At 71.1% G+C, this 25373-nt stretch carries 21 protein-coding genes; 10 read left to right on the forward strand and 11 right to left on the reverse strand.

Going from position 1 to position 25373, the window contains the following annotated elements; translation table 11 throughout:
* Window positions 1–45: 45 nt before the first annotated feature.
* Both QRX50_RS08230 and QRX50_RS08235 read right to left on the reverse strand, forming a co-directional pair.
* Window positions 46–2211 (reverse strand): DUF6049 family protein, encoded by a 2166-nt coding sequence (locus tag QRX50_RS08230; RefSeq protein ID WP_285971359.1) that lies wholly within the window; start codon window positions 2209–2211, stop codon window positions 46–48.
* A gap of 14 nt (window positions 2212–2225) precedes the next feature.
* The gene (locus QRX50_RS08235) at window positions 2226–2732 is read right to left on the reverse strand and encodes an NUDIX hydrolase (protein ID WP_285971360.1); all 507 of its coding nucleotides are present in this window, start codon (window positions 2730–2732) and stop codon (window positions 2226–2228) included.
* A gap of 155 nt (window positions 2733–2887) precedes the next feature.
* Here QRX50_RS08235 and QRX50_RS08240 point away from each other — a divergent pair, with 155 nt between their 5' ends.
* The 4 genes from QRX50_RS08240 (at window position 2888) to QRX50_RS08255 (ending at window position 7397) form a co-directional block, all read left to right on the forward strand.
* Window positions 2888–4291 (forward strand): CCA tRNA nucleotidyltransferase, encoded by a 1404-nt coding sequence (locus QRX50_RS08240; RefSeq protein ID WP_434533328.1) that lies wholly within the window; start codon window positions 2888–2890, stop codon window positions 4289–4291.
* A 197-nt stretch (window positions 4292–4488) separates the two neighbouring features.
* On the forward strand, window positions 4489–5829 hold the full coding sequence (locus QRX50_RS08245) for a sensor histidine kinase (RefSeq protein WP_285971362.1): 1341 nt from the start codon (window positions 4489–4491) through the stop codon (window positions 5827–5829).
* Window positions 5830–5851: 22 nt separating this feature from the next.
* A complete protein-coding gene (locus QRX50_RS08250) occupies window positions 5852–6691 on the forward strand; it encodes a small ribosomal subunit Rsm22 family protein (protein WP_285971363.1) in 840 nt (279 codons plus the stop codon).
* Between the two features lie 175 nt (window positions 6692–6866).
* Entirely contained in the window at window positions 6867–7397 is a 531-nt protein-coding gene (locus QRX50_RS08255; protein WP_285971364.1) for a DUF4232 domain-containing protein, read from the forward strand.
* Between the two features lie 73 nt (window positions 7398–7470).
* Here QRX50_RS08255 and QRX50_RS08260 read toward each other — a convergent pair whose 3' ends face one another.
* From QRX50_RS08260 to QRX50_RS08275, 4 genes are read right to left on the reverse strand one after another with little or no spacing between them, the layout of a single operon-like run.
* Window positions 7471–9363, reverse strand: a complete 1893-nt coding sequence (locus QRX50_RS08260) for a glycohydrolase toxin TNT-related protein (protein WP_285971365.1) — start codon at window positions 9361–9363, stop codon at window positions 7471–7473.
* A gap of 41 nt (window positions 9364–9404) precedes the next feature.
* Window positions 9405–10478, reverse strand: a complete 1074-nt coding sequence (locus QRX50_RS08265; protein WP_285971366.1) for an ADP-ribosylglycohydrolase family protein — start codon at window positions 10476–10478, stop codon at window positions 9405–9407.
* Between the two features lie 28 nt (window positions 10479–10506).
* Window positions 10507–12753, reverse strand: coding sequence for an ADP-ribosylglycohydrolase family protein (locus QRX50_RS08270; protein ID WP_285971367.1), 2247 nt, complete (start codon window positions 12751–12753; stop codon window positions 10507–10509).
* Window positions 12754–13839, reverse strand: a complete 1086-nt coding sequence (locus QRX50_RS08275; protein ID WP_434533248.1) for a TNT domain-containing protein — start codon at window positions 13837–13839, stop codon at window positions 12754–12756.
* A gap of 113 nt (window positions 13840–13952) precedes the next feature.
* Here QRX50_RS08275 and QRX50_RS08280 point away from each other — a divergent pair, with 113 nt between their 5' ends.
* Entirely contained in the window at window positions 13953–14168 is a 216-nt protein-coding gene (locus tag QRX50_RS08280; protein ID WP_285974790.1) for a hypothetical protein, read from the forward strand.
* Here the strand turns inward: QRX50_RS08280 and QRX50_RS08285 are convergent.
* On the reverse strand, window positions 14165–14551 hold the full coding sequence (locus QRX50_RS08285) for a hypothetical protein (protein WP_285971368.1): 387 nt from the start codon (window positions 14549–14551) through the stop codon (window positions 14165–14167). The two genes, QRX50_RS08280 and QRX50_RS08285, sit on opposite strands and share 4 nt — an antisense overlap.
* A 116-nt stretch (window positions 14552–14667) precedes the next feature.
* Entirely contained in the window at window positions 14668–15966 is a 1299-nt protein-coding gene (locus QRX50_RS08290; RefSeq protein WP_285971369.1) for an MFS transporter, read from the reverse strand.
* 178 nt (window positions 15967–16144) lie between these two features.
* Here QRX50_RS08290 and QRX50_RS08295 point away from each other — a divergent pair, with 178 nt between their 5' ends.
* Both QRX50_RS08295 and QRX50_RS08300 read left to right on the forward strand, forming a co-directional pair.
* Complete coding sequence (locus tag QRX50_RS08295; RefSeq protein WP_285971370.1) at window positions 16145–17437, forward strand: SAM-dependent methyltransferase; 1293 nt, start codon at window positions 16145–16147, stop codon at window positions 17435–17437.
* A gap of 197 nt (window positions 17438–17634) precedes the next feature.
* Window positions 17635–18216, forward strand: a complete 582-nt coding sequence (locus QRX50_RS08300; protein WP_285974395.1) for a YqgE/AlgH family protein — start codon at window positions 17635–17637, stop codon at window positions 18214–18216.
* On the opposite strand, the gene QRX50_RS08305 is transcribed toward QRX50_RS08300, so the two are convergent.
* Window positions 18213–18632: an SdpI family protein gene (locus QRX50_RS08305; protein ID WP_285971371.1), complete on the reverse strand. Its 420-nt coding sequence runs from the start codon at window positions 18630–18632 to the stop codon at window positions 18213–18215. The two genes, QRX50_RS08300 and QRX50_RS08305, sit on opposite strands and share 4 nt — an antisense overlap.
* Before the next feature lie 65 nt (window positions 18633–18697).
* On the opposite strand from QRX50_RS08305, the gene QRX50_RS08310 reads away from it, so the two are divergent.
* From QRX50_RS08310 to QRX50_RS08320, 3 genes are all read left to right on the forward strand, one after another.
* Entirely contained in the window at window positions 18698–19870 is a 1173-nt protein-coding gene (locus tag QRX50_RS08310) for an esterase-like activity of phytase family protein (RefSeq protein WP_285971372.1), read from the forward strand.
* Window positions 19871–20131: 261 nt separating this feature from the next.
* The gene (leuS, locus tag QRX50_RS08315) at window positions 20132–23020 is read left to right on the forward strand and encodes a leucine--tRNA ligase (protein ID WP_285971373.1); all 2889 of its coding nucleotides are present in this window, start codon (window positions 20132–20134) and stop codon (window positions 23018–23020) included.
* 51 nt (window positions 23021–23071) lie between these two features.
* Window positions 23072–23695 (forward strand): hypothetical protein, encoded by a 624-nt coding sequence (locus QRX50_RS08320; protein ID WP_285971374.1) that lies wholly within the window; start codon window positions 23072–23074, stop codon window positions 23693–23695.
* Here QRX50_RS08320 and QRX50_RS08325 read toward each other — a convergent pair.
* Both QRX50_RS08325 and QRX50_RS08330 read right to left on the reverse strand, forming a co-directional pair.
* Window positions 23692–24474 carry a hypothetical protein gene (locus tag QRX50_RS08325; protein WP_285971375.1) on the reverse strand — a complete coding sequence of 261 codons (783 nt, stop codon included), beginning with the start codon at window positions 24472–24474 and terminating at the stop codon, window positions 23692–23694. The genes QRX50_RS08320 and QRX50_RS08325 overlap by 4 nt on opposite strands.
* Complete coding sequence (locus QRX50_RS08330; RefSeq protein ID WP_285971376.1) at window positions 24471–25373, reverse strand: ATP-binding cassette domain-containing protein; 903 nt, start codon at window positions 25371–25373, stop codon at window positions 24471–24473. Before QRX50_RS08330 ends, QRX50_RS08325 begins: the two co-directional genes overlap by 4 nt.

Below are 25373 nucleotides of genomic sequence, written 5' to 3' on the forward strand. Positions count from 1 at the left end.
CCAGGGTAATCGGGAACGGCCTCCGGCACCCGGTCCCCCGAGGACTCAGCGCGATTCGGCCCCGGCGGCCCGGCCTCCCTTGACTCGCCGGTAGATCCGCCGCGACGCCAGGAGGAGCAGCGCGCAACCAGCGACGACGGTGATGATGATCGTGATCGGGCCGTACTCCGTCGAGGTCAGCTCGAAGCGCGCCGTGGTGCCGAGCTGCGTGCCCGCCGGGGTGGTCAAGGACACATCGACGCTGAGGCGGCCGGCGCGCAGGGCCTCGATCTGCAGCAGCTCGTTCTGGCCGCCCTTGGCCGGGATGAACCAGTTCTGCACCTGCTCGGGGCGAATGCCGACCTCGTTCTTCAGCGCGATCTGCGCGGTGATGCCCACTGGGAGACCGTTGCTCACGAACACAGGCAGCGGTGACGAACCGGACGCCAGCGCGATCGTCTGCTTCGGCTGTTCCACGGTTACCTGGTCGCGGATCGCGGCGAGCTCGGCGTCGGCGTTCGCGCCGGCCGTGCTGCCCGAGGGCGCGCGGTAGGCCGTGGACGCGCCGCGCACGAGGGCGTTGCGCACCGGCGCGACGATGTCCTCGGGCGGCACCGGGTGGATGGTGTCGATCCGCATGGCCGAGAGCAGGCCGGCGGTCTGTCCGTTTCGGTCCGTCAGCGCGTCGGCGACGTCCCCGCCCCCCGACAGCGGCTGGTCGTCGGTGCCGGTCGCGAACGACGCCGTGCCCGAATTGCTCTGGTCGAGCAGGTCGGCCAGCGGGGCGCCGTCGGCGACGCCGCCGGGGCCGAGGAGCTGGCCCACGTGCTGCAGGAACCCGGTGAGCTCGCTCACCGGCACGTCCCAGCGCCGCGGCGGCGCGACGAGCAGGCGGGTGTCCGGTTCGGTGCCGGTGCGGCCGAGGCCGGCTTCGAACGCAATGGCGGCGAGGCCGTTCTGGCTCGCGATCGCGGGCTGCGTCGCGGCGCCGACGGTGGTCGGGGTCTGCGGGTTGGGTGCGGAATTCGCCATGGCGCTCGCGATGACACTGTCGATCGGCTGGGCGCGCAGGCCGCCGGGCAGCGAGACCGGGCCGGTGACGGGCGCGTCGGCGTGCAGTTTCGAGCTGTCGGTGAGCACGGTGTGCACGCCGGCCGCCGACATCGCGGTGAGCGCCTGGTCGTCGGGTGTGCCGGCGGGCCAGAGCACGCCCTGGCGCGGCTGCGTGTTCAGCAGGTCGCGGATCGTCGCCTCGCCGCTGAGCGCCGTGCTCAGCAGACCGGTGTCGGGCGCGCCGGTGGCGGAGCGGACCTTGCCCAGCGTGGTGAGGTCGGCGTCGGCGAAGGGCAGGGCGATCACGCAGTGGCCGTTGACGAGCGCGCGCAGCTGCACCAGCCAGTCCTGCGCCAGCTGCGAGCCCTTGCCGGGCGCGCCGGCGACGACGTAGCCGTGGCTCATCGTGTCGACCGTGCGCAGCAGGTCGGGGTCGACGGCGAAGCACAAAGAGTCGCCGACGTTCGGGTCGGACTGGGCCGCGCGAGCGGCCGCGACGAGGGAGTGCAGCCGGCCGTTGGGGCTCAGCTCGGCCGCGAGGGTGTCGTCGGTGAGCGTGAGCTGGCCGCCGTAGGGGGACGACAGCACGTGCGGCGAGCTGTCGGTGATGGGCCACAGCACGCTGACGTCGGCGTGCTTGCCCGGCGGCGGCGTCGACTTCCCCGGCGCGGACAGCACCGGCATGAGCAGGCTCACGGCCGCGAGCCGCGCGGGGCCGCCGAACTCCGGCGTGCCGTTGACGTTGACCAGCATCGGGTACACGCCGGGCCGGCTGAGCTGGAGCGCGCTCTTGCCGGTGAGCGGCACGCTGACGTCGAGTTTCGCGGTCTGCCCCGGCTCCAGCGACTCGGTGAGCGTGGTGAAGTCGGTGAGCGGGCTGTCCTGGATCGGCTCGCCGGCCAGCACGCCCTTCAGCTCGCGGTCACCGGCCAGGCGTTCGCCGACCTGCAGCCGCACCTGCGGGCGGGAGATGCGGCGGTCGCCGATGTTGGTCACGGTGCCGGACACGGTCAGCGTCTTCGCGGACGTGGTGATCACGCGCGGGTTGAGCTGGTCGAGCTCGAGCCGCAGGCGTGGGGGCTCGGGGCTGGCGGCGTCCTGGGCCTGCGCGGGCGCGCCGAGGAGGGCGGCCGCTGCGAAGATCAGCAGGGACAGGAAGAAGGCGGCGGGCCGCTTCACTCGGGTGCTCCCTCTCAGGCGCGCTCGTCGTGCGCGAAAAGTTCTTTGGCCTTGCGGACCAGTTTGCGCTCGTCCGCGTAGGCCAGCGTCGTCTCCAGCTCGGCCAGCGGCACCCACGCGACTTCGGTGACCTCGACGTCCTCGTCGGAGAGCTCACCACCCGTCGACTCGAGCAGGAAGTGGTGCACGGTCTTGTGCACGCGGCGTCGTTCGGCCACGAACCAGTAGTCGATGGTGCCCAGCGGGCGCAGGACCTGCGCGGAGATGCCCGTCTCTTCCTTCACCTCGCGCACCGCTGTCTGCTCCACCGTCTCACCGTCCTCGATGTGGCCCTTCGGCAACGACCAGAGCAGTCTGCCGTGTCGGTCGAGGCGGCCGATCAGCACCGCGTGTTCCCGCCCGGCGTCGACGACCAGTCCGCCGGCCGATGTCTCGTCGACCGTGGTCAGGCGCCTGCCCCTCTGCCGCCTGCGCCGGCGGCGCGGCTTCGGCGCTCCGGCGCGGCCGGCAGATCCAGGCATGCTGCGATGCTAGAGCAAACGGTTGCCCAGGTACGCTGGCTCTCCGTGTCCGTGTCCGACGGCGTCCGTAGTAGTGGACGTCACTTCCCGTTGTCAGCTAATGGTGGGATGAAGTGAACAACCTGGTCGCCCAGCAGAACGCGGTGACGGAACTGATGCGAGTGTCCCCACTGGCCGACGAGCTGGCGGAGCGGTTCGCGCGAGCCGGCCACAGTCTCTACCTGGTCGGTGGCAGCGTGCGCGACGCGCTGCTCGGCCGGCTCTCGAGCGACCTCGACTTCACCACCGACGCGAGGCCGGACCGCGTGCTGCAGATCGTGAGCGACTGGGGCGACGCCGTGTGGGACGTCGGCATCGCGTTCGGCACGGTCGGGGTCACCAAGAAGGGCACCACGCTCGAGATCACCACGTTCCGCGCCGACAGCTACGACCGCGTCGGGCGCAACCCCGAGGTCACCTTCGGCGACTCCATCGAGGGCGACCTGTTGCGCCGCGACTTCACGGTCAACGCGATGGCGATCGACCTGGTCACGAAGACGTTCATCGACCCCCACGACGGCATCGACGCGCTGCGGCTGAAGGTGCTCGACACCCCGGCGACGCCGCAGGAGTCGTTCGCCGACGACCCGTTGCGCATGCTGCGCGCCGCCCGCTTCTCCTCACAGCTCGGTTTCACCGCCGCGCCGCGCGTGGTCGAGGCGATGACGTCGATGGCGAGCGAGATCGAGCGGATCACGGCCGAGCGCGTGCAGGCCGAGCTGTCGAAGCTGATGCTCGCCGCCGACCCGCGGCCCGGCCTGGAGCTGCTCGTGGACACGGGCCTGGCCGACCACGTGCTGCCCGAGCTGCCCGGCATGCGCCTGGCGATCGACGAGCACCACCAGCACAAGGACGTCTACCAGCATTCGCTGACCGTGCTGGCGCAGGCGATCGAGCTGGAGACCGCGCACGAGCCGGCGTCGGAGCCCGACCTGGTGTTGCGGCTGGCCGCGCTGCTGCACGACGTCGGCAAGCCGGAGACGCGCGAGTTCCTGCCGGGCGGCGGCGTGAGCTTCCACCATCACGAGGTCGTGGGCGCGCGGATGGCGCGCAAGCGTTTGCGTGCGCTCAAGTTCTCGAAGGAGATCGTGGAGCAGGTCTCGCAGCTCGTGTTCCTGCACCTGCGCTTCCACGGCTACGCCAACGGCGAGTGGACGGATTCGGCCGTGCGCCGCTACGTCACCGACGCCGGCGACCTGCTGACGCGGCTGCACAAGCTCGTGCGCGCCGACTCGACCACGCGCAACCGCAAGAAGGCGGCCGCGCTGCAGGCGACCTACGACGATCTCGAGCAGCGCATCGCGACGTTGAAGGAGCAGGAGGACCTCAACCGGGTCCGCCCCGACCTAGACGGCAACGAGATCATGCGGCTGCTCGGCCTCAAGCCGGGTCCGCAGGTCGGCAAGGCGTGGAAGTTCCTCAAGGAGCTGCGGCTGGACCGCGGTCCGCTCGATCACGACGAGGCCGTCGCCGAGCTGAAGAAGTGGGCTGAGTCGGAGGGCATCGCACCCGCGGAGTGATCTCGCGCTGCGGGCACGGGTGATCACCCTGGGGCGCCCTGAGGTCGGCGTGAGGTCTTCCGAGCGAACACGAGTCGAATTCGTGATCGCGAATCCGCCAAGATCCCCCTTTGGCCTCTGGAACGCGGCCCGGCGAGCGGGAATACTCGCTGCTCCGGGCGCTGCCGGAGGGAGCGCGCCCCGAACCGGGGAGATCGATGACGGCGCAGGCAACTGAGGACAAGGACGGCCGGCCGCCCCGCACGTCGAGCTTCCTCGTCACCCTGTTGAAGCGCGGCACGCCCGCGCTCGCGACGGCGACGACCGGGCTCACCGACGAGATCGCCGACCCCACGCCGCTGCGGGCGTTCAAGCGGATCTCGCGCATGGCTGGCGCGGTCGACGCCAGGTACAACGACGGGCTGCTGCTGCGGGCCGCCCGCTATGTGGTGCTGGTGCCGCTGGCCTACCGGATCGTCGCGGTGCCGGGCGCGTTCGGCGCGTTCGTGTCGGCGCACGGCTCGACCGGGGTGGTGCCCGTGGCGCTGGTGGCGTTGTGCTCGATGGCGATGAGCGCGTTCGGGATCTTCTGGATGCTGCGCAAGTCGCCGTTCCGGCCCGACCTCGCGGCGCGGCTGCTGGTGGCCGACCTGATCGTCACGGTGGGGTTCCAGCTGGTCATCGGCCTGGCCGAGCCGACCGCGGTGTTCCACGACGCACTCGGGGTGGCCGACAAGCACCTGCTGGGCGACATCGCGCTGCTGACGCTGGCCATCGGCATCCCGTCGGGGCTGGCGCTGGCGGCGCTGAGCCTGCCCGCGCGGCTGCTGTCCGATTTCCTCAACAGCGGTTCGGCGAACTTCGCGCAGGCCTGGTCGCTCTACCCGACGATGTTCGGGGTGCTGTTCACGGGCATCGGTGCGCTGATCCTGCTCGGTCTCGGCACGCGGCTCGCGCTGGCGTACGGCATCCGCAACGGCCGGCTCGCGGAACGCGCGCAGCAGCACCGGATGCTGCACGACACCGTGCTGCAGACGCTGGAGGCCATCTCGCTCGGCGGCACCGGCGAGTCGGGCGATCGGCTCGTGGAGGTGCAGCGGCTGGCCCGCGCGCAGGCGATGGAGCTGCGCCAGACGATCGAGACCGCGGCCGCGCAGCGGGAGGAAGAAGCGTCGCGGCCTCTGGGCGAGAAGCTCGCGGCGCTGGCGGCGGAAATGGCGCGCGACGGCCTGCGCGCGCAGCTCGTGATCGCGGAGCTCGACGAGGACACGCTGTCGGAAGTGCGCCAGATCGCGCTGCGCGACGCCGTGCGCGAGTCGCTGCGCAACACGATGAAGCACTCGGGCACGGACAAGGTCGTGGTGCGCGTGGAGGAACGCGACGGCGGCATCGCGGTGATCACGCGCGACCACGGGCAGGGCTTCAGTCCTGACGCGCGGCCCGCGGGGTTCGGCATCAGCCAGTCGATCAACGCGCGTCTCGGCGAGGTCGGCGGCACGGCCCTGGTGGAGTCGACGCCGGGCAGCGGCACGCGGGTGACGTTGTGGGTGCCGTTCTGATCGGCCTGCTACACAAGAGCGCGTGATCCTTGCCGATGCGCTCGCCGCCTACCGTGCCGGAGACGGTTCGCGGGCTCTTGAGCTCGCTTCACAGGCTGATTCTCCGTTGGGCGCCGAGCTTTCCGCGTACCTCGCGACCGACGGCTCGGGGCCGGTGTACGACCAGCCCGCGGCGTTCACCGCGTTCATCCGCGGCGGTGGCAACGTCTCGTTGTACGAGCGGCTGAGCGCTGCGCTGGCCGCGAAGTACGCGACGCTGCGGCCGGAATCGTTGCTGGACTTGGGTTGTGGCGACGGCCTGGCCGTGGTCCCGGCGCTGGCGCAATCCTCGTTCCAGCCGGGGCGGATCGACCTGGTGGAGCCGTCGGCGGCCTTGCTGGCCGACGTCGATGTGCCCAGGGCGAACCGGTTCGAGGCGACCGCGAAGACGTTCCTCGGAGCGAACGGTTCCACGTGGAACCTTGCGCAGTCGACGTTCGCGATGCAGTCCATGACACCCCCGGTGCGGGCGGCGGTGTTGCGGGAACTCCGGCCACGCACGGAAACGCTGGTGCTCGCCGAGTTCGACATCCCTGTGCTCGACGAGAGCTCAACAGAGTTCCTGCAGTCGCTGGTGACCCGCTACGAACGCGGTGTCGCCGAGTACGGCGACCAGGCTTCCCTGGTGGCGCAAGGCTTCCTGATGCCCGTGCTGCTCGGCGTCGCCGCGGGTGCGGAGCGCACGAACTGGGAGCAGCCGGCCCTCGCGTGGGTCGCCCAGCTTGAAATCGCGGGCTTCACCGAGGTGACGATCGAGCCGCTCGCGGGCTACTGGTGGTCCCCCGCCGTGCTCATCACCGCGAGTGGTTCACACGCGGGATAGCGCCCCCGCATCCACGTGCTGCAGCGCGGTCGAGCCGGGCCTGACGTGCGACGCCGCCGGAGGTTGCATCGACGAGGGTGATCCCACTGCGGAGCATCGAGACGGCAGTGCTGGGCATCTTTACCGGTGAGAGAACGAAGTTGGCCAACAACTCACCGGACCTGAAGGAGATGTCATGAAGACCTCGCTCAAGACCATCGCCTCGATCACCGTGGCCGGCGGAGTTGCCGCCGCCGCACTGCTGCTCACCGGCGGCGCGGCCAGCGCGATGCCGTCGGACACGCCGTGCGGAGCGGGCGACGTGACCGTCTCCGTGACGCCGGACCCGACGCGGGCCGCGGGGCAAGAGGCGTTCGTCGTCCACTACGCCGCCGCGAGCCCGACCACCAACTGCCGCCTCGAGGGCGCGCCGAGCGCGGTGACCTTCACGAAGGGCAGCGGCCACAGCGAGAGCGACGGCAGCGGCACGGTCGTGACGCCGGACGACACCTCGGGTGCGCCCGCGCAGCCGGTCAACCTGCGCGCCGGTCACCCGGCCGAATCGCGGATCCTGCAGCCGTCGCAGGCGCCCGCGACCTTCCAGCCGAACGTGGTGAACCTGAACCTGCCGACCGGGCCGAACGGGGACAGCATCACTGCCGCGTGGCCTGCCGGCGCGCCACTGAAGGGCACGACCGCCGAGGTCACCGAGGTTTCCGCCAGCTGACCGGGCTCAGTCGAGGACGTCCGGCGCGAGGCTCCACGTGGAACCTCGCGCCGCTCTCGTCACCGCGCGTGGTTCACACGCGGGATAGCGCCCCCGCCTCCACGTGCTGCGCGATCGGCCGCGGCAGCAAGTAAGCCGTCGCCCCGCCCGGTTGCGGACCCCATGGCGCCGTGATGCCGGTGAGCACCCGCAACGTCCGCTGCACCCGGTACTCGTGCCGCTCGCGTTCGCGTTCCGGAGACAGCGACGTCGAGGCGAAGCGCGTGCCAGACGCGTGGACGAGATTGCCGGCGTCGGTGCCGAAGCGCAGGACCGTGGTCCCGGCGGGGAGGACGACAACGCGTTTGCCGCGGAAGAAGCTCAAGGGCGGTTCGCCGCGGAGCGGCAGGATCGGCCAGTCGGCGGGCTGGTCGGATTCGTCTGCGGCGCGCGGCGGCAGCATGAGCAGCGTGCCGAGCAGGAAGCGGGCGGCGTCGGCCAGGCCGGCGAAGGCCACGGGCGCGACGGCCGGCGGGCGGGAGACCTCCCAGCCGTTCTCGGCGCGGCGCAGGGTCCACACGTCGGCGACCGGCACCTCGTTGGCGCCGATCCGGTACGCGCTCGCGGGCACGCCGTGTTCGACCAGGCGCTGGTGCAGCAAGCTCAGCGTCTCGGCGGCGTGCAGGTCGAGGCCGAGGTCTTCGCCGCGGAGGGCGCGCGCGAGGCGGCTGTCGTCGGGGAGTTCGGTTTCCGAGCGCGTCGGGCGCGCGGTACCGAGGATCTCGGCTTCGGCCGTCGCGCGGACGCCCTCGCGCACCAGCGGCGGACGGAAGCCCGCGACCCGGATGTGGTCGAGCAGGTCGGGCTCGGGTGGCACGCCGTACTTGCGCAGGTAGTGCGGCACGGCCGCGGGCCACACCCAGGTGCCGTCGGTGTGGAAGGCGTGCGGCACGTCGGGCGGCGCGCCCGGGGCGAAGATGTCGTGCTGCGGCTGCGGGCGGTGCAGCACGAGGGGCGCGCGGAACAGGTAGTCGAGCACGCCGCGCAGCTGGTCCGGTGGCACCGGGGGCCGGTTGACGACCGGGCGCTCGTTCTCGTTGTGCGCGTCGACCACGCGGGCGTGGCGGAAGGTGACGTCGAGGGGCTGCCGGGCTTTCGCGGCCAGCCAGTCGGGCAGCTCCTCGGACGGGCGCGGGTACTGCGCGAGCTCCACGGCGTACGACTCGGGCGCGGGGCGGCCGCCGTCGTTCGGGGGGACGCGCCAGGTGGGTTCGTGCTCGGAGTCGAAGTCGAAGTCGAACTGGGCTTCCGTGTCCAGGGTGAAGGTGCCCTGGAACCACGTGCCGGTGTCGGGTGAGTACATCGCCGCGCGCAGCCGCGCGAACAGCGCGCTCAGCTTCGGCGGCGCGGGCAGCGACACGGACACCGGCCCGTTCTCGTCGCCGACCGCGCGGACCTCCAGCTCCGCGTAGTCCCCGACCTGCCGGAACTGTGCGGCGACGCGGGTCCAGCCGCCGGGTACGGCGCGCAGCGTGCGGCCGATCGCGCGCAGCAGGGCGCCGTGGTCGGCGTCGAGGTCCGGGCGCGGTTCGCCCTGGTCGCGGCGCAGCTGCCAGAGGCCGGTGACGCGCTTGGCCTCGGCCGTCGTCGAGAAGTCGGTGAGGCCGAGCTGCGCGGCGCGCACGGGGTCGTGCTGCGTCCAGCGCAGCGTCAGCTCCCTGCCGTTGCCGGGCGCGACCTCGAACAGCTCGTCGTCGTACTCGCAGTACGTGCGCAGCGTGAACGTCGCCGGCACCTCGGTGGCCAGCACCACGCGCGCCGGGCGGCCTTCGTGCTCGCGGTCGAACCCGTCGGGCGCCTCTTCGTCCGGCGGGACGGACAGCAGCAGCGTGCCGTCGGTGGTCGAACGCTCGGCCGCGAATGTGCGGTCGTCCAGCGTCGCGTACAGGCCGTCCGGGCGGTCTCCCGCCTCTACCCGGTAGCGCACGTCAGGTTCCTCCCCAATTCCCCCGGTGACCGGGAAAGAACTTAGTCGACCGGGTAACGCGTGAACCAACCCTCGTCACTCGGTGAGTCGGGACCGAACTCGGCGAGCGCGTCGTCCGCCAGCCTGATGATCACGTCGCGCAGTTCGAGCCGCTCCAGCCAGCTGACGCGCAGCGCCGCTTCGCCGTACATCGCGCCGACGAGGTTGCCGCAGACCGAACCCGTGGAATCGCTGTCGCCGCTGTGGTTCACGGCCGCGAGCAGCGCGGAGTCCGGATCTTCGGTGGTCAGGGCGACATACACCGACATCGACAGCGCCGTCTCGCCGACGTTGCCCGCACCCAGCTCGGCCAACCGCTCCGGCGTCGGCGGGCCGGACATCGCGAGGGCCTGCGCCAGCGCGGCTTCCTGCTCCTCGTGACCCGGGTGGCGCGCCAGCTCGGCGCGTGCGGTCGCGACGGCGTCGAGCAGCGGCGAACCGGCGAGCAGCCGCTGCACGATCACCGCGAAGGTGCCCGCCGACAAATACCCGCTCGGGTGACCGTGGGTCAGTGCGGCGAACTCGGCCGCGAGCCGGAACACCTCGGCCGGGTCGGCGGACCACAGCGCGACGGGTGCCACCCGCATCACGCCGCCGCAGCCCTTCGAGTTGTTCACCGGCCGCGAGACGCTGCCACGAACACCCGAGCGTCCGTACGCTTCCAGCTCCCCGAAGCACGTGAGGCCCGGCGCGCGACGACTGAACAGGGCGGCGTGCGTCACGAGCTCGCCATCTGCCGCCGCGAGCGCGGAGTGCGGGCCGCGTGCCCGCTCCCACGGCACGCCCTGCGTGTGCAGCCAGCGCTGATACGCCAGCTGCACGGACTGCACGACGTCGGCGCTGCCCGTCTGCCGCTGCTGCGCGTGGGCTCGGATGAGCGCTTCGAGGGTGAAGAGCGTCATCTGCGTGTCGTCGGTGAAGCGCCCTTCGCCGCCGTACGCGGGGATGAAGTCGGTGATGCCGGCGGGCCCGGTGAGCTCGCGGATCCGCTCGATCGAATCGAACTCCGTCTTCGCGCCGAGCGCGTCGCCGATGGCGCCCGCGAGCAGGCAGCCCCTCAGCCGCTGTGCCTCCATGACCCCATCTTTTCGAAGCCCCGCGGCGTCAGTGCCGCGGGTAGCGCTGCACCCACTCTTCGCCCAGGAAACTCAGCGCGGAGCGGCGGTCGAAGTGCCACAACGCGTCGGTGACGACCTGTTCGATGAGGTGCCGCAGCTCCAGTTGCTCGATCCACTTCTGCGGCAGACCCGGCACGCCCACGCGGGCGCCGAGCAGCGCGCCGGTGATCGCCCCCGTCAGCGCGCTGCGCCCGGAGTGGTTCACCGCGCGCAGCAGGGCCTGCTCGGGGTAGTTCTCGAACCCGGACAACGCGGCGAACGCGCGGCCGAGCACCGAAAGCGTGCCCTGGCCGTCGCCGATGAGCTCGGGCATCCGCAGGTCCGGCAGCCCATGCTCGCCGAAGAACGGCACCGACTCGGCGACCATCGCCTTCACCGGCGCCCACTCGGGACCGCTGACGAACGTGGTGTTGTGCTCGGTCAGGATCTCGCGCGAGAGGTTCCACACCGGGTAGCTGAACGCGTCCTTCGTGAGCACCGGCTCGAAGAGCCAGGCCAGGTACGTCGCCACCGACAGGTCGTCCTCGTGCGGGTGCGTCACGCCGACGAGGTCGCGCACGGCCTGGCGCACGCCACCGCTGAAGCCCGTGCCGGGGCCGGCGGCGATGAGCGTGGCGGGCAGCGCGGCGATCAACGACGCCGGCCCGGTCAGCGGCACGGCCTGCGGAGATCCGCTGACGAGCGCGTGGTAGGCGTTGAGCTCGGCGTCGTCCGCGGTCCGGCGGACGTGGAGGTCGGGCACCTTCACGAGCCAGCCGTCGGCGTCGTCGTACGGCGCGCCCTGCGTGTGCAGCCAGCGCATCAGCGCGCCACGCACCACCGACGGGAACTGCTGCTCGACGTCACGCGACTCCGGCTGCTCGCGGTGCGGGCTGCGGATCACGGCCTCGGTGTAGAACAGCAACCGCTGCGTCAGCGAACCGATGCGGCCCGCTTGGTCGAACGCGATGGGCAGGTCGGCCACGCCCTCGGACCCGAACTGCGTGACGATCTCGTCGAGCCGCATCCGGTCCACGGCCATGCCGAGCGCCTCGCCGAGCGCGAAGCCCACGTACGCGCCGGCCACGCGCTGCCAGCCGTAGCGGAAGTTCTCGAGGTCGCGGTCGGGGTACTTGCCGAACGTGTCCAGGCGCGGAATCACGCGGCCGAGGTTGTCCCAGCCCGGCACGAGACCGTTGGTGCGCCAGTCGTTCGGCTTGCTGCGCGGCGGCTCGGCCATCGCGAGGCGGTTGAGCCACGACTGGCCCAGCACCGTGCGCTGGCACTCCTCGGCGGTGAGCTCGAAGCCGTGGCGGCGCGCGTTTTCGGCGGCCGCCAGCGGCACGGCCACCGGCTCGGGCAGGCCCATGCGCGTGGCGGTGTCGCGGGTGAGGCGTTCAAGGTCCTCTTCGGCCTCGGGGCCGCGACCGTGGCGGTCGATGCGCGGCTCGTGACGCGGGAAGCGTTTGGCGGTGGCCGTGAGGTCCTCACCGGAGACGTCCTCGAACGTCGCCGGGCCGCCGTTGATCACGAGGTTCGGCGGGTGCTCGAACTCGGCCAGCGTGGCGAGGTCCACGCGCCACCAGGAGTGCTCGCGCGGCGGGAAGTGGCGCGTCGCGCTGAACACACGCAGCTCGTTGCGCTCTTCGGAGAAGTAGAAGCGGTCCGTGGCGCCGGTCTCCGGGTCGAGCGGCACGAAGACGTCGCAGCGCAGCAGCCCGATGAGCAGCTGCTCGCGCGTGAGCCAGCCGACGCTGGCGAACGCGAGCAGTGTCTCCAGCGTGTTCTCCGGCTTCGGGTAACCACGGCGGATCGGCCCGGCCTTGTACTCGGGGTTCTCGCGCTCGTCGCCGGTCTGGCGGCCTTCGTTGTCGACCTTCACCCAGCCGGCCACGGCCTGCAACGGCACGCCGAGCTCGCCGAACCCGGCCTTGACGTACTCGGGGTCGACGACTTCGCGCCAGCTCTCCTGGCCGGGGAACGCCACGGGGATGCTCAGTCCTCCTGGGTTCGGGGGTGCCTGGCGCAGCTCGCCGTCGGGCTCGCGCACGACTACCGACGGCGGGGGGAACAGTTCCTTGTCCGGGCGCCCGTCGTCAAGGTAAGCGGTGGTGTTGTACGGGATCGACCAGCCTTCGGGGATGCGCAGCACGCGGTCGTGGTCGACCCGCAGCCCACCAGGACCGGCGATCTGGGGACCGTGTACAGCGCGTAGCCAGTTCACGACCTTCTCCATCGCTTCCGCCGCTTCCACCTACTCGATCCTCTCCAGGCTTCCGTCGGACTCGTGCTCCGCGATCGGCTTGGGCAACACGTACGCCACTGCTCCGCCCGGCAGGTTCGCCCAGGGCACTGTGACTCCGGTGACCACGTAGAGTGACCGTCGTAGGCGGTAGGTGTGCGCCACTCGTTCCCGTTCGAGTGGCAGTGACGTCGTGGCGAACCGTACCTCGCCGTGATGGACCAGGTTGCCCGGTTCCTCCCCGAAGCGCAGGACGACCGTACCTTCGGGCAGTCGGGTGAGTCTCTTGTTGCGCAGCAGGGTCAGCGGCGGGTCACCCGCGGTCGGCTGGATGGGCCAGTCGTCCACTTCCTTCGCCGTCTCGAGCGGGGTCTCACGCCCGCCCGTCCGCCGGGCCGGGTGCAGCAGGAGCGCGCCGAGCAGCTGCTGGGCCGCGTCGGCGAGGTTGTCGAAGGTCTGGCCTTCGCCGATCGAGGAGGTGACCGTCCAGCCGTCGTCGCCCCTGGTCAGGCACCACTTCCCGGCCTCGGTGGCACCGATCCGGTAGGCCTGCGGCCACACGCCGAACGACTCGAGCCGCTGCACGAGGACCACCAGCAGCTGTTCGTTGGCCAGGTCCGGGTCGGGGCTGGTCTCCAGCTCGGCGGCGACGTCGCCCGCGGTGCGCTGTCCGTCCTCGGCGCCGGGACGCGGCCGCGGGCGGCCGACCAGGTCGGCCTCCGCCGTGCGGCGCACGAGGTGCTCGACGTACGGCGGCTGGAACCCCAGCTCACGGATGTGCGCGACGAGCTCCGGCTCCGGCGGGATGCCGTGGCGGCGCAGCTGGTGGGGCACGGTCTCGGGCCACAGCCACGTGCCGTCGGTGCGGTGCGCGTCGCCGACCAGCGCTTCGCGCTCGAGGTACTGCAGCACGAGCGGCAGCTCCTCGTCGGCCAGCGGCTCGCGCTCCTCCCCCACGTCGGCGGGACGGGCGCGGCGGAACTCGACGCCGAGCGGCAGGCCGGTGCGCAGCCGCCACCAGTCGGGGACGTGCTCGTCCTCGCGGGGAACGTCTCGAGCTCGTCGCGGTAGGCGCCGGCGTCGGGCGGGGTCGTCCACTGGGGTTCGCCGTCGACGAAGAAATCGAAGTCGAACGTGCCGTCGGCCGCGAGCACGAACCGCGCCTGCAGCCAGGTGCCGCGGCCCTGGCGGTACATGCCGTCGCGCAGCGCGTGGAACATCCCGACGAGCTCGGGGCCGGCCTCGGTGTTGCGCGGCTGGACCTCGGTGTGGTCGCCGACCTGCGCGAAGCCGATGCCGGCGGGGGCGCCCTCGTCGGGCTGGTGGGCGCGGATAAGTCGCCCGATCTCGACGAGCCGGTCGTGTTGGTCGGACTCGGAAAGTGGTGGTTCCACAGGTCTCAGCACATCCGCCACGCGCGGCGTTAGTAGCCGCGGCGCCGGTGCTGCGGCACGGCGCTTCGCGGAGGCAGCGGTCCTTGCGGCTTCACAGCGCCCTGCGTGGCGGGGCTCTGCGTGCTGGGGCTTTGCGGCGCCGATGCCGTACGCGGACGCACGCGGCGCGGCGTCGGCCGAGGGGACGGCATCTGCTGCGGTGCGGCGTCGGTGAGCGGGGCCTCGGCGAGCTGCTGCACCAGGGCCTGGACGGTGAACGCGAGCTGGGCGGGAGTGGTGCGCTGGAAGGTGTCCGGAGCGAACTCCAGCCGGCCCAGCGTGCCGCCACTGCCGACGGTGGCCCGGACCAGCCCGTCAGGAGACGTCAGCACTGCAGGAGCGGCTTCCAGAGCGCGGTCGTCCCCTGCGGTACTCACGGTGGCCCCCCGTGTCGGTTGCACTCGCCGGGGTTCACCCGGCTGGGTCACGCGTCACTCTAATGCCAATGCGACGATCACTGACCCCGTTCGGCCCAACGGTTTGCGGCAGCGAATCAGTTCGGCCGGTCCGGCACGGCGCGGCGGCGCGCCACGAGGTAACCGACGCCGCCGAGGAAGTAGCAGATCGTGGCCGCGATCATCAGCCCCGGCGAGTACCCGTTGTCCGGGATGAAAACCGCGCCGATGGCCACAGCGGCCACCTGGGTGATGTTGAACAGCGTGTCGTACAGGGCGAACACCCGGCCGCGGGCCTCGTCGGCGACGTCGAGCTGGATCGACGAATCGACACACAGCTTGAGCATCTGGCCCGCGCCCGTGATCAGGAATGACGCCAGCAACGCCAGCGGCAGCACCATCGGCAGCCCGAGCGCCGACTGGGCGATGGCGGCCACCAGCAGCGCGCCGAGGATCGCGCGCAGCCGGCCGAAGCCGCGGATCAGCCGCGCGGTGAGCAACCCGGCCACGAGGATGCCGGCGCCGGCGAGCGCGGCCATCTGGCCGAGTCCGGGCAGGCCGGCGCGGAAGATCCCGTTGTCGGTGAAGTAGTTGCGCATCAGCAGCACGGTGACCAGCAGCGAGATGCCGTAGGCCGCGCGGTGGGCGAACAGTGCGATGAACCCGGCCGTCACGCTCGGCGCGCGCCAGGCGTGGCGGGCGCCGTCGGCGAGACCGCGGGCGACGGCGAGGAACGGGTTCGGCGGCTCGTCGACGACCGTCGGCCCGAGCACCCCGCGCGTGAACCGCCGGGCGATCAGCGCCGAGACCAGCGCGCCCAGCGCGGCGAACGCCGTGGTCTCGGCCGAGCCGAGGTTGTCCGCGCCGAAGACCGCGCGCAGCAGGATGGCGCACCCGCCGCCGACCACGGCCAGTGCTGAACCGAGTGTGGTCGCGAAGGCGTTGGCGGAGACGACGCTCGACGCCGGGACCACGTGGGGCAGCGAGGCCGACAGCCCGGAGCCGATGAAGCGTGACAAGCCTTCGGCCAGCAGCGCGAGGGAGAACAGCCCCGGCCCGCCGAGACCCGTGGCCACCGCGGCGGCCGAGGCGAGGATGGCGACCACCCGCAGCAGGTTCGCGAACACGAGCACGCGCCGGCGGTCCCACCGGTCGAGCAGCGCGCCCGCGAACGGTCCCACCACGGAGTACGGCAGCAGCAAGACCGCGAAGCCTTCGGCGATGGCCAGCGGGTCGGCGGCGCGTTCGGGGTTGAACAGCACGGCGCCCGCGAGGCCCGCCCGGTACACACCGTCGCCCCACTGCGCGGCGAACCGGGTGTAGAGCAGCCTGCGGAACTCGCGATCACGGACCAGGAGCTTCGGCCCGATCCGCTCCGTCGTCGCGCTGATCGTCACGGGGGCCAGCGTAGCTACGGCCCGAACGGCCCAGAAGGTCCTAATGAGCGCACTTCGCCCAGTGAACAGCGGGCATTTTACTGAGCTGTGACGCCTCTGGCGGAGTGCGAAGCGGCATGAAAGCGTTTTATCCAGAGGACAGACGTCCGACTGTCGTCTCCGAGAAAGGGGTGTGGCCATGACCGGCGCCGCGTCGCGGCTGGTGGGTGCCGCCGAGAAGCTGCTCGGAGCAGAGCTCCCGCTGCAGATCCGAGCGTGGGACGGTTCCCAGGCCGGCCCGGAGGGTGCGCCCGTGCTCGTGGTGCGCAACCGCCGCGCCCTGCGCCGCCTGCTGTTCAAACCGGGTGAGCTGGGCCTGGGCCGCGCCTGGGTGTCCGGTGACCTCGGCCTCGAAGGGGATCTCTACACCGCGCTCGGAGCCATTTCGGGGCTGATCTGGGAGCGCGACGAGGCGGAGAATGGCGGTGTCCTCAGCGCGCTGCGCGACCCGGAGGTGCGCGCCGCCATCGGTGAGCTGCTGAAGCTCGCCGGACCGCCGTTGCCGCCGCCGCGGCCGCCCGAGGAGGTGCGCCGGCCCCGCCACCTGCACACGCGGCGCAGTGACAAGCGGGCGATCAGCCACCACTACGACGTGGGCAACGACTTCTACGAGCTCGTCCTCGGCCCGTCGATGGTCTACTCGTGCGCGTACTGGTCCGAAAGCAGCACCTTGGAAACGGCCCAGCGCGACAAGCTCGAGCTCGTCTGCGCCAAGCTCGGTCTGCAGGAAGGCCAGCGGCTGCTCGACGTCGGCTGCGGCTGGGGCTCGATGGCGCTGCACGCGGCGCGCGAGCACGGGGTGCGCGTCGTCGGCGTGACGCTCTCGGAAGAGCAGGCCACCTACGCCCGCAAGCGCGTGGCGGAGGCGGGGCTGACCGACCGCGTGGAGATCCGCGTGCAGGACTACCGCGACGTCTCCGACGGTCCCTACGACGCGATCTCGTCCATCGGCATGGCCGAGCACGTCGGCGCCGAGAGCTACCTGGAGTACGCCCGCGATCTGTATGCCCTGCTTCGCCCCGGCGGCAAGCTGCTCAACCACCAGATCGGCCGCCGGCCGCGCGAGGACGAGTCCGAGTACCAGCTCGACGGGTTCATCGACGCCTATGTCTTCCCCGACGGCGAGCTAGCTCCCGTCGGGACGACCGTGACGCAGCTGGAGCGCGCCGGGTTCGAGGTGCGCGATGTCGAAGCGCTGCGCGAGCACTACGCGCTGACCCTGCGCCGCTGGGTCGCCAACCTCGAAGCCGACTGGGACCGGGCCGCGGGGCTCGCCGGCGCCGGTCGCGCCCGCGTCTGGCGGCTGTACATGGCGGCTTCGGCGCTCGCGTTCGAGAGCAACACCATCGGGGTGAACCAGGTCCTGGCGGTGCGGACGCCGGACGAGGGCACGTCGGGTCTGCCGCTGCGGCCGCGGACGTGGCACGGCTGAGGGAGGTTGGGGGCCGGCGCACTTGGTCGCCTCTCGGCGGCTTGGCGCAGTGTGGCTCCAGCCGAACTGGTATTCCACAAAGGCTGTTCTTCAGTGAGCCCGGGGGACACGGAGTGCGCCGGCCTACTGTTCCCAACGGGGCACGAGTGGTTGGTGTTCCCGTGCCGACGGAAATTCTCGCGGCGGGAAGTGGGAGGATTGGCGGCGTGCCAGCGGACGCCGAGGTTGAACCGGGAACGCTCCTGGTCGCCGCCCCCACGATGTTCGACCCGAACTTCAAGCGGACCGTGGTGTTCGTCATCGATCACCGCGACGAGGGCACGCTCGGCGTGGTCCTGAACCGCCCGAGCGATGTCCCCGTGCACGATGTGCTGCCCAACTGGGGCGGCCACGTGGCGGAGCCGCAGTCGGTGTTCGTCGGCGGTCCGGTGGAGAAGAAAACGGCTCTGTGCCTGGCCGCGCTGCGCACGGGCGAGACGGCGGCGAGTGTGCCCGGCGTGATCGCCGTGCGCGGGCCGGTGGCGCTCGTGGACCTCGACACGGATCCGGAAGCGCTCGTGCCGAAGGTGCGCGGCGTACGCGTCTTCGCCGGCTACGCGGGCTGGGACTCCGGCCAGCTGGCGGGCGAGATCGAGCGCGACGACTGGGTCATCGTGCCCGCGTTGCCGAGCGACATCCTGGCCTCGCCCAACCGTGACCTCTGGGGTCAGGTGCTGCGCCGCCAGGGCGTGCCGATCGCGTTGCTGGCCACCCACCCGGGTGACCTGCAGCGCAACTAGCTGTCGGCCTTCTGGAACACGCCACAGCCACCCGAGCCGCACGCGCAGCCGGCGCAGCCCGCGGGGGCGGCCGGAGCCGGGGCGGGCACGGTCAGCGCGGCGCGGGCGCCGAGCACCCCGCCGCCCATGACCAGCACCAGCATGCCCAGCACACCAACAAAAGCCGCGGCGATGATCCCGGCCGTGGTGCCAGTGGCGATACCCGCCAGCCCGGCGACCACGCCGACGGCGCCGCCCGCGAGCGTCGGCACGCTCGCGACCCGGTTGGCCAGTTTGAAGGCGGCGTCACTGCGCAGCGAAGCCGCCGTGCGGACACCGGTACCGCTTTCGCGGGTCAGCCGTTCGCGGAAGCCGAGGAAGCCACCCCAGCCGACGACGAGACCCAGCACGATCGGGACGAGCGCGATAGCGAACACCCCCTGAGGATAAGCGTGACCTTCCGGCAACGTGGTGGATACCCTCGTCCGTTGTGCTACACGCCATGTCTTCGTCCCAGCGACGCCGCGCGCTCACCGCTGCCCTGATCGGGGCACTGCCCCTTTCCCTGCTCGCCGCTCCGGCGGCGAACGCCGCGGAGAGTCACGCTCGCCCAGTTCGCCTCATCGGCGAGCAGATCGTGCCCCACGCCATCCAGTTCCAGGGCACCACCGTCGGCGGCCTGTCGTCGATCGACTTCGACCCGCGCACCGGCGGTTACGCGTTCATCTGCGACGACCGCTCCGCGATCAACCCCGCCCGCTTCTACACGGCGAAGTTCTCCCTCGACGCCCACCACCTCGGCCCGGTGACCTTCACGGGGACGAAGCCGCTGCTGCGTCCCGACGGCACGCCGTACCCGCCGCTCGCGCAGAACGACCCGGCGGCGCCGCAGAACGAGCAGACGATCGATCCCGAAGAGCTGCGCGTGGACCCGTGGACCGGCGGGTACACCTGGTCGCAGGAGGGCGACCGGCTGGCGGACTCGCTCATCCAGCCCTCCATCCGGGAGGCGACTCGCGACGGCCGCTACGTTCGTGACCTGCCGCTGCCGGCCGACGAGAAGATGACCGTCGACGCCGGCCCGCGTCGCAACTACGTGCTCGAAGGCCTCGCCTACACCGGCTTCGGCGCGCTGCTGGCCAGCGAGGTCGAGGCGCCGCTGCTGCAGGACGGCCCGCCGCCGACCCCGACGTCCGGCGCGCTTTCGCGGGTCACCCTGCAGGCTCGCACCGGTCCGGTGCTGGCGCAGTACGCCTACCCGCAGGAGAAGCTGTTCGCGACCCCGGTGCCGGCCGACGCGTTCGCCGACACCGGCGTGTCCTCGATGCTCGCCGTGAACCAGCTCGACCCGACGAAGTTCCTGATGATGGAGCGCTCGTTCGTCACCGGCGTCGGCAACAAGGTGCGGGTGTACGAGATCGACACGACGGGCGCGACGAACGTGCTGCACGTGCCCTCGCTCGCCGGCGCGAAGGGGATCAAGCCGGTGAAGAAGAAGCTCATCGCGGACCTGTCGGACTTCGGTCTGCCGGCTGTGGACAACGTCGAGGGCATGACCTGGGGTCCGACGCTGCCCAACGGCGAACGCAGCCTGGTCTTCGTGAGCGACAATAACTTCTCCGCGACCCAGGTGACGCAGGTCATCGCTTTGGCGGTCCCATCGGAACGGCTTTGACCACCACGTACTGTGCTGTTCGTTACCAATCCGACCACAGTCGCGGCGGAAACCGCGGACTGACGAGGTCACGTCCGGTCGGTGTCCGCCTACTTTTGGCCGGATTGGTAACATGAGCTCATGAACACGGCTCGGCTGCTCCTTGGCCTGCCGCGCTGACTCGGCCAACCCTTGGCCCGGCCGGCGCGGCGACCCCTCATGCCTTCGGGCTTGAGGGGTCGAGTTGTTTCTGGAGTGGTCCGATCACGGAGGAAGACGGCGATGACAGAGTCCACGGCGCCCACCCCGACCACGGGTGACGGCGCTCCCGGCGCCGAGAACACCCCGCCGCACCGCTACACCGCGGAGCTCGCGGGGCAGATCGAGCGCCGCTGGCAGGACTACTGGTCCGACCACGGCACCTACCACGCGCCGAACCCGACGGGCGCGCTGGCGGTCGAGGGCGAGCCGGTGCCGTCGGACAAGCTGTTCGTGCAGGACATGTTCCCGTACCCGTCCGGCTCGGGTCTGCACGTCGGGCACCCGCTGGGCTACATCGGCACGGACGTGTACGCGCGCTACCACCGCATGATCGGCCGCAACGTGCTGCACACGCTGGGGTATGACGCGTTCGGCCTGCCGGCCGAGCAGTACGCGGTTCAGACCGGCACGCACCCGCGCACGACCACCGAGGCGAACATCGCCACGATGCGCAGCCAGCTGAAGCGCCTGGGCCTGGGCCACGACGAGCGCCGCTCGATCGAGACGATCGACCCGGACTACTACAAGTGGACCCAGTGGATCTTCCTGCAGATCTTCAACTCCTACTACGACGAGGAAGCGCAGAAGGCGCGACCGATCGAGCTGCTGGAGAAGGCCTACGCCTCCGGTGAGCGCCCGACGCCCGACGGGCGCGCGTGGAGCGAGCTGAGCGACGTCGAGCGCCGTAAGGTCATCGACGACCACCGCCTGGTCTACATCTCCGAGGCGCCGGTGAACTGGGCGCCCGGCCTGGGCACGGTCGTCGCCAACGAAGAGGTGACCGCCGACGGGCGCAGCGACCGGGGCAACTTCCCCGTGTTCCGCAAGAACCTGCGCCAGTGGATGATGCGGATCACCGCGTACTCCGATCGCCTGGTCGACGACCTGGACCTGCTGGACTGGCCCGAGAAGGTCAAGTCCATGCAGCGCAACTGGGTCGGACGCTCGCAGGGCGCGCGGGTCGCCTTTGTTTCCGGGGACGAGAAGATCGAGGTCTTCACCACCCGCCCCGACACGCTGTTCGGCGCCACCTACATGGTGCTGGCGCCCGAGCACCCGCTGGTCGACAAGCTGACGCCGGCCGAGTGGCCCGGCGAGCACCCGCAGGTGTGGACCGGCGGCGCGAAGACCCCGGCCGACGCCGTCGCGGAGTACCGGCTGGCCACGTCGCGCAAGTCCGATCTGGACCGGCAGGAGAACAAGGAGAAGACCGGCGTCTTCACCGGCGCGTTTGCGGTGAACCCGGTCAACGGCAAGGAAATCCCGGTTTTCATCGGCGACTACGTGCTGATGGGCTACGGCACCGGCGCGATCATGGCCGTCCCGGCGCAGGACCAGCGCGACTACGACTTCGCCAAGAAGTTCGAGCTGGAGATCGTCCGCACCGTCGACCCGGGCGAGGGCTTCGAGGGGGAGGCGTTCACCGGCGAGGGCGCGGCGATCAACTCGGCCAACGACACCGTCTCGCTGGACGGCATGGGCGTGGCCGACGCGAAGAAGACGATCATCGCGTGGCTGGAGGAAAACGGCCACGGCGAAGGCACCGTGCAGTACAAGCTGCGCGACTGGCTGTTCGCCCGCCAGCGCTACTGGGGTGAGCCGTTCCCGATCGTCTACGACGAGAGCGGGCTGCCGATCGCGCTGCCCGAGGACCAGCTGCCCGTGGTTCTGCCGGAGGTCGACGACTACTCGCCGAAGACCTTCGACCCGGACGACGCCGACTCCGAGCCGTCGCCGCCGCTGTCGCGCGCGACCGACTGGGTCGAGGTCACCCTGGACCTGGGCGACGGGCCGAAGAAGTACCGCCGCGACACCAACGTGATGCCGCAGTGGGCGGGTTCGTGCTGGTACCAGCTGCGCTACGTCGACCCGGACAGCCCTGACGTGTTCTGCGCGCCGGAGAACGAGGCCTACTGGATGGGCCCGCGCCCGGCCGAGCACGGCGTCGACGACCCGGGCGGCGTCGACCTGTACGTCGGTGGCGTCGAGCACGCGGTGCTGCACCTGCTGTACTCGCGCTTCTGGCACAAGGTGCTGTTCGACCTGGGCCACGTGTCGTCGAAGGAGCCGTACCGCCGCCTGTTCAACCAGGGCTACATCGAGGCGTACGCGTACACGGACAAGCGCGGCGTCCACGTGCCGGCCGACGAGGTCGTGGAGCGCGACGGCAAGTTCTTCCTGGGTGACGAGGAGGTCGCCCAGGAGTACGGGAAGATGGGCAAGAGCCTGAAGAACGCCGTCACGCCCGACGAGATGTCGGACACCTACGGCGCCGACACCTTCCGCATGTACGAGATGTCCATGGGCCCGCTGGACATGTCCCGCCCCTGGGCGACCAAGGACGTCGTCGGCGCGCACCGCTTCCTGCAGCGCCTGTGGCGCCTCCTGGTCGACGAGGAGACCGGTGAGCTGCGCGTGACTGCCGACGACCCGTCGGAGGCCGACCGCAAGCTGCTGCACCGCACCATCGCCGGCGTCCGCGAGGACTACGCGGAGATGCGCTTCAACACCGCCGGCGCGAAGCTGATCGAGCTGAACAACCACCTGACCAAGGTGTACGGCTCGGCCGCGGGCACGCCGCGCGAGGTGGCGGAGCCGCTGGTGCTGCTGCTGGCCCCGCTGGCGCCCCACGTCGCCGAGGAGCTGTGGCACCGCATGGGCCACGTCGACTCCCTCGTCCACGGCCCATTCCCGGTCGTCGACGAGCAGTACCTGGTCGAGGACTCGGTGGAGTACCCGATCCAGGTCAACGGCAAGGTCCGCGCCCGCGTCACCGTCGCGGCGGACGCGTCTTCCGAAGCCGTGCAGGCGGCGGCTCTGGCGGAGGAGAAGGTGGCCGCGCTGGTGGGCGGCAAGACGCCGCGCAAGGTGATCGTGGTGCCGGGGCGGTTGGTCAACATCGTGCTGTGAATCGGTGCGTTCCGGCCCGGGTCTCGTACCCGGGCCGGTAACGTGCTCGCCGTGCGTAGTCGATCGCTCACCGTTCTGCCGCTCCTGGCGCTGACCCTCGCCGGGTGCGCCGTCGCGCCCGCTCCCGCCCCGGGCAAGCCGGCCCCGGCGCTGCCCGCCGAGTCGGTCGCCTACGACCAGCTGCCGACGGAGACCACCCGGCCCAACCTCTTCGCGGGCACGTGCGCGCAGTTCGAACAGCATCCCGACCTCGTGCGAACCTTCGCCGCGACCGACCCGCCGGTCAACGACTCGTCGACCCGCAGCTGCATCGTGCCGATCGCCGACAAGGGCTTGATCGTGCTGCAGCAGCCGAAGCAGGAGGAGGGCCACGACAGCCCCTGGGTCGAGACGTGGATGGGCGAATCCGGCTTGGTCGACCACTTCCGCCGTGAGGTGGTGCTCGATCGCTACTACGCGGTCAGCACGGTCAGGTCCAACGGCTGCGAGATCACGGTGAACACCGGTTCTCCTCTCCCGTTCACGCTGAGTCTCGGCTACCAGTACCGCCAGAGCTCGGACGACTCCGTCGCCGCGCTGCGCGCGAGGGCCGACCAGTACTGCCCGACTGTCCGGAAGCTCGTCGGCGACTACCTCACCGTGGTCGACCCGGGTGGCGGCTCCCTCGCGCGCTAGGCGGCTTCCCGCCGTGCGGCACGGAAGATCCCGAGCGCCGCGACGCCGAGCCAGAGGACCAGCGACGTCGCCAGCGCGATCGGCCCGTGCGCAGAGAGCCCGCCCAGCTGCCGTGCGGGCTCGATCGGATCGACCCAGCCCGCGAAGTCCTGGTTGGCCTGCACGATCACGAACAGGATCGAGATCAGGCAGTACGTGGCGATGGCGCCCGCGGTGTTCGGGATCAGCCAGGCGATCGACACCGCCAGCAGGGTCATCAGGAACGAACCGACCAGGCACACCCCGATGGTGGTGCCGGCCCGGATCGCGAGCAGGTTCTGGGCGTCGTGGTCGTCGAGCACGCCGGCGAAGTAGGTGTAGGTCATCAGGATGTGCAGCCCGGCGATGAGCAACCAGGCGAGGAAGGCGATCGTGCCCTGGGCCAGCGCGTACCGCAGTCGCGAGGGCTGGGCGAGCAGAGTCGGCTGGGCGCTGCGGTAGTGCCATTCGCTTGCGATCAGCTTGACCAGCGCGACGTCCACGAGGATCGCCGCGAGGCGCACCGTCGTCACCACGGTCCCCAGCTGCTTGCGCAGGGTCACCGGGTTGAACGGGTCGACCATGAACAGGATCGACAGCAGCACCAGCGCGATGGGTCCTGCGATCAGCAGGATCTTGTCGGCCGGCGTGGCGGTGAACTTCCGCAGCTCGACACTCACCACCGTGCCGAACGAAGCGCGCTTCGCGGCACCGGTGGCCCACGCCGGCTGCTGCTGCACCTGCGTCTGCATCGGGATCATCGCGGACCTCCCGTGAGGCGGAAGAAGAGTTCTTCCAGGTTCTGCTGTTCCTCGGCCAGCCCGAGCACCCGCACCTGCGCGGCGAACGCGATGTCCGACACGCGCTCCGTCGGGGCGGCGACCGACAGCGCGTCGGGCCCGGTCTGGCGGACGTCGAGGCCCGCGCGTTGCAGGGCGGCGCCGAGTTTGGGGACGTCGTTGGTGCGCACGACCGTCCGCGCAGGGCCGGCGAAGCTCGCGAGCGGACCGTCGGCGACGACGCGGCCGTGGCCGATCATCACGATGCGGTCGGCCGTCTGGTCCACTTCGGACAGTACGTGGCTGGACAGCAGCACGGTGCCGCCGCGTTGGGCGTAGCCGCGCAGAAGCTGCCGGGTGGAGCGGATTCCTTCGGGGTCGAGGCCGTTGATGGGCTCGTCGAGGATGAGCACAGGCGGGTCGGCGAGCAGCGCGTGCGCCAGCCCGAGGCGCTGGCGCATGCCGAGGCTGTACTTGCCGATGCGCCGGTTCGCCGCGTCGCTGAGCCCGACCTGCGCGAGCACCTGGTCGGCGCGTGAACTGGGCAGCCGCATGAGCTTGGCGCCGTTCACGAGGTGGTGGCGGCCCGTGCGGCCGGGGTGCACGGCAGCCGCGTCGAGCAGCACGCCCGCTACGTGTCCCGGGTTGGGCCAGTCCGCGAACCGCCGTCCGGCGATCGTCGCGGTGCCCGCGGTGGGGCGGGTCAAGCCGCAGATCATGCGCAGCGTCGTCGACTTCCCGGCGCCGTTCGGGCCGAGGAACGCGGTGACCGTGCCGGGTTGCAACGCGAACGACACGCCTTCCACCACCCGGCGCCCGTCGTAGTCCTTCACCAGCCCCTGGACGTGCAGCAACCCCCGGCCCTCCCGTTCAAGATCCAA

This window comes from Amycolatopsis sp. 2-15 (assembly GCF_030285625.1).
In the GTDB taxonomy this organism is placed as follows: Bacteria; Actinomycetota; Actinomycetes; order Mycobacteriales; family Pseudonocardiaceae; genus Amycolatopsis; species Amycolatopsis carbonis.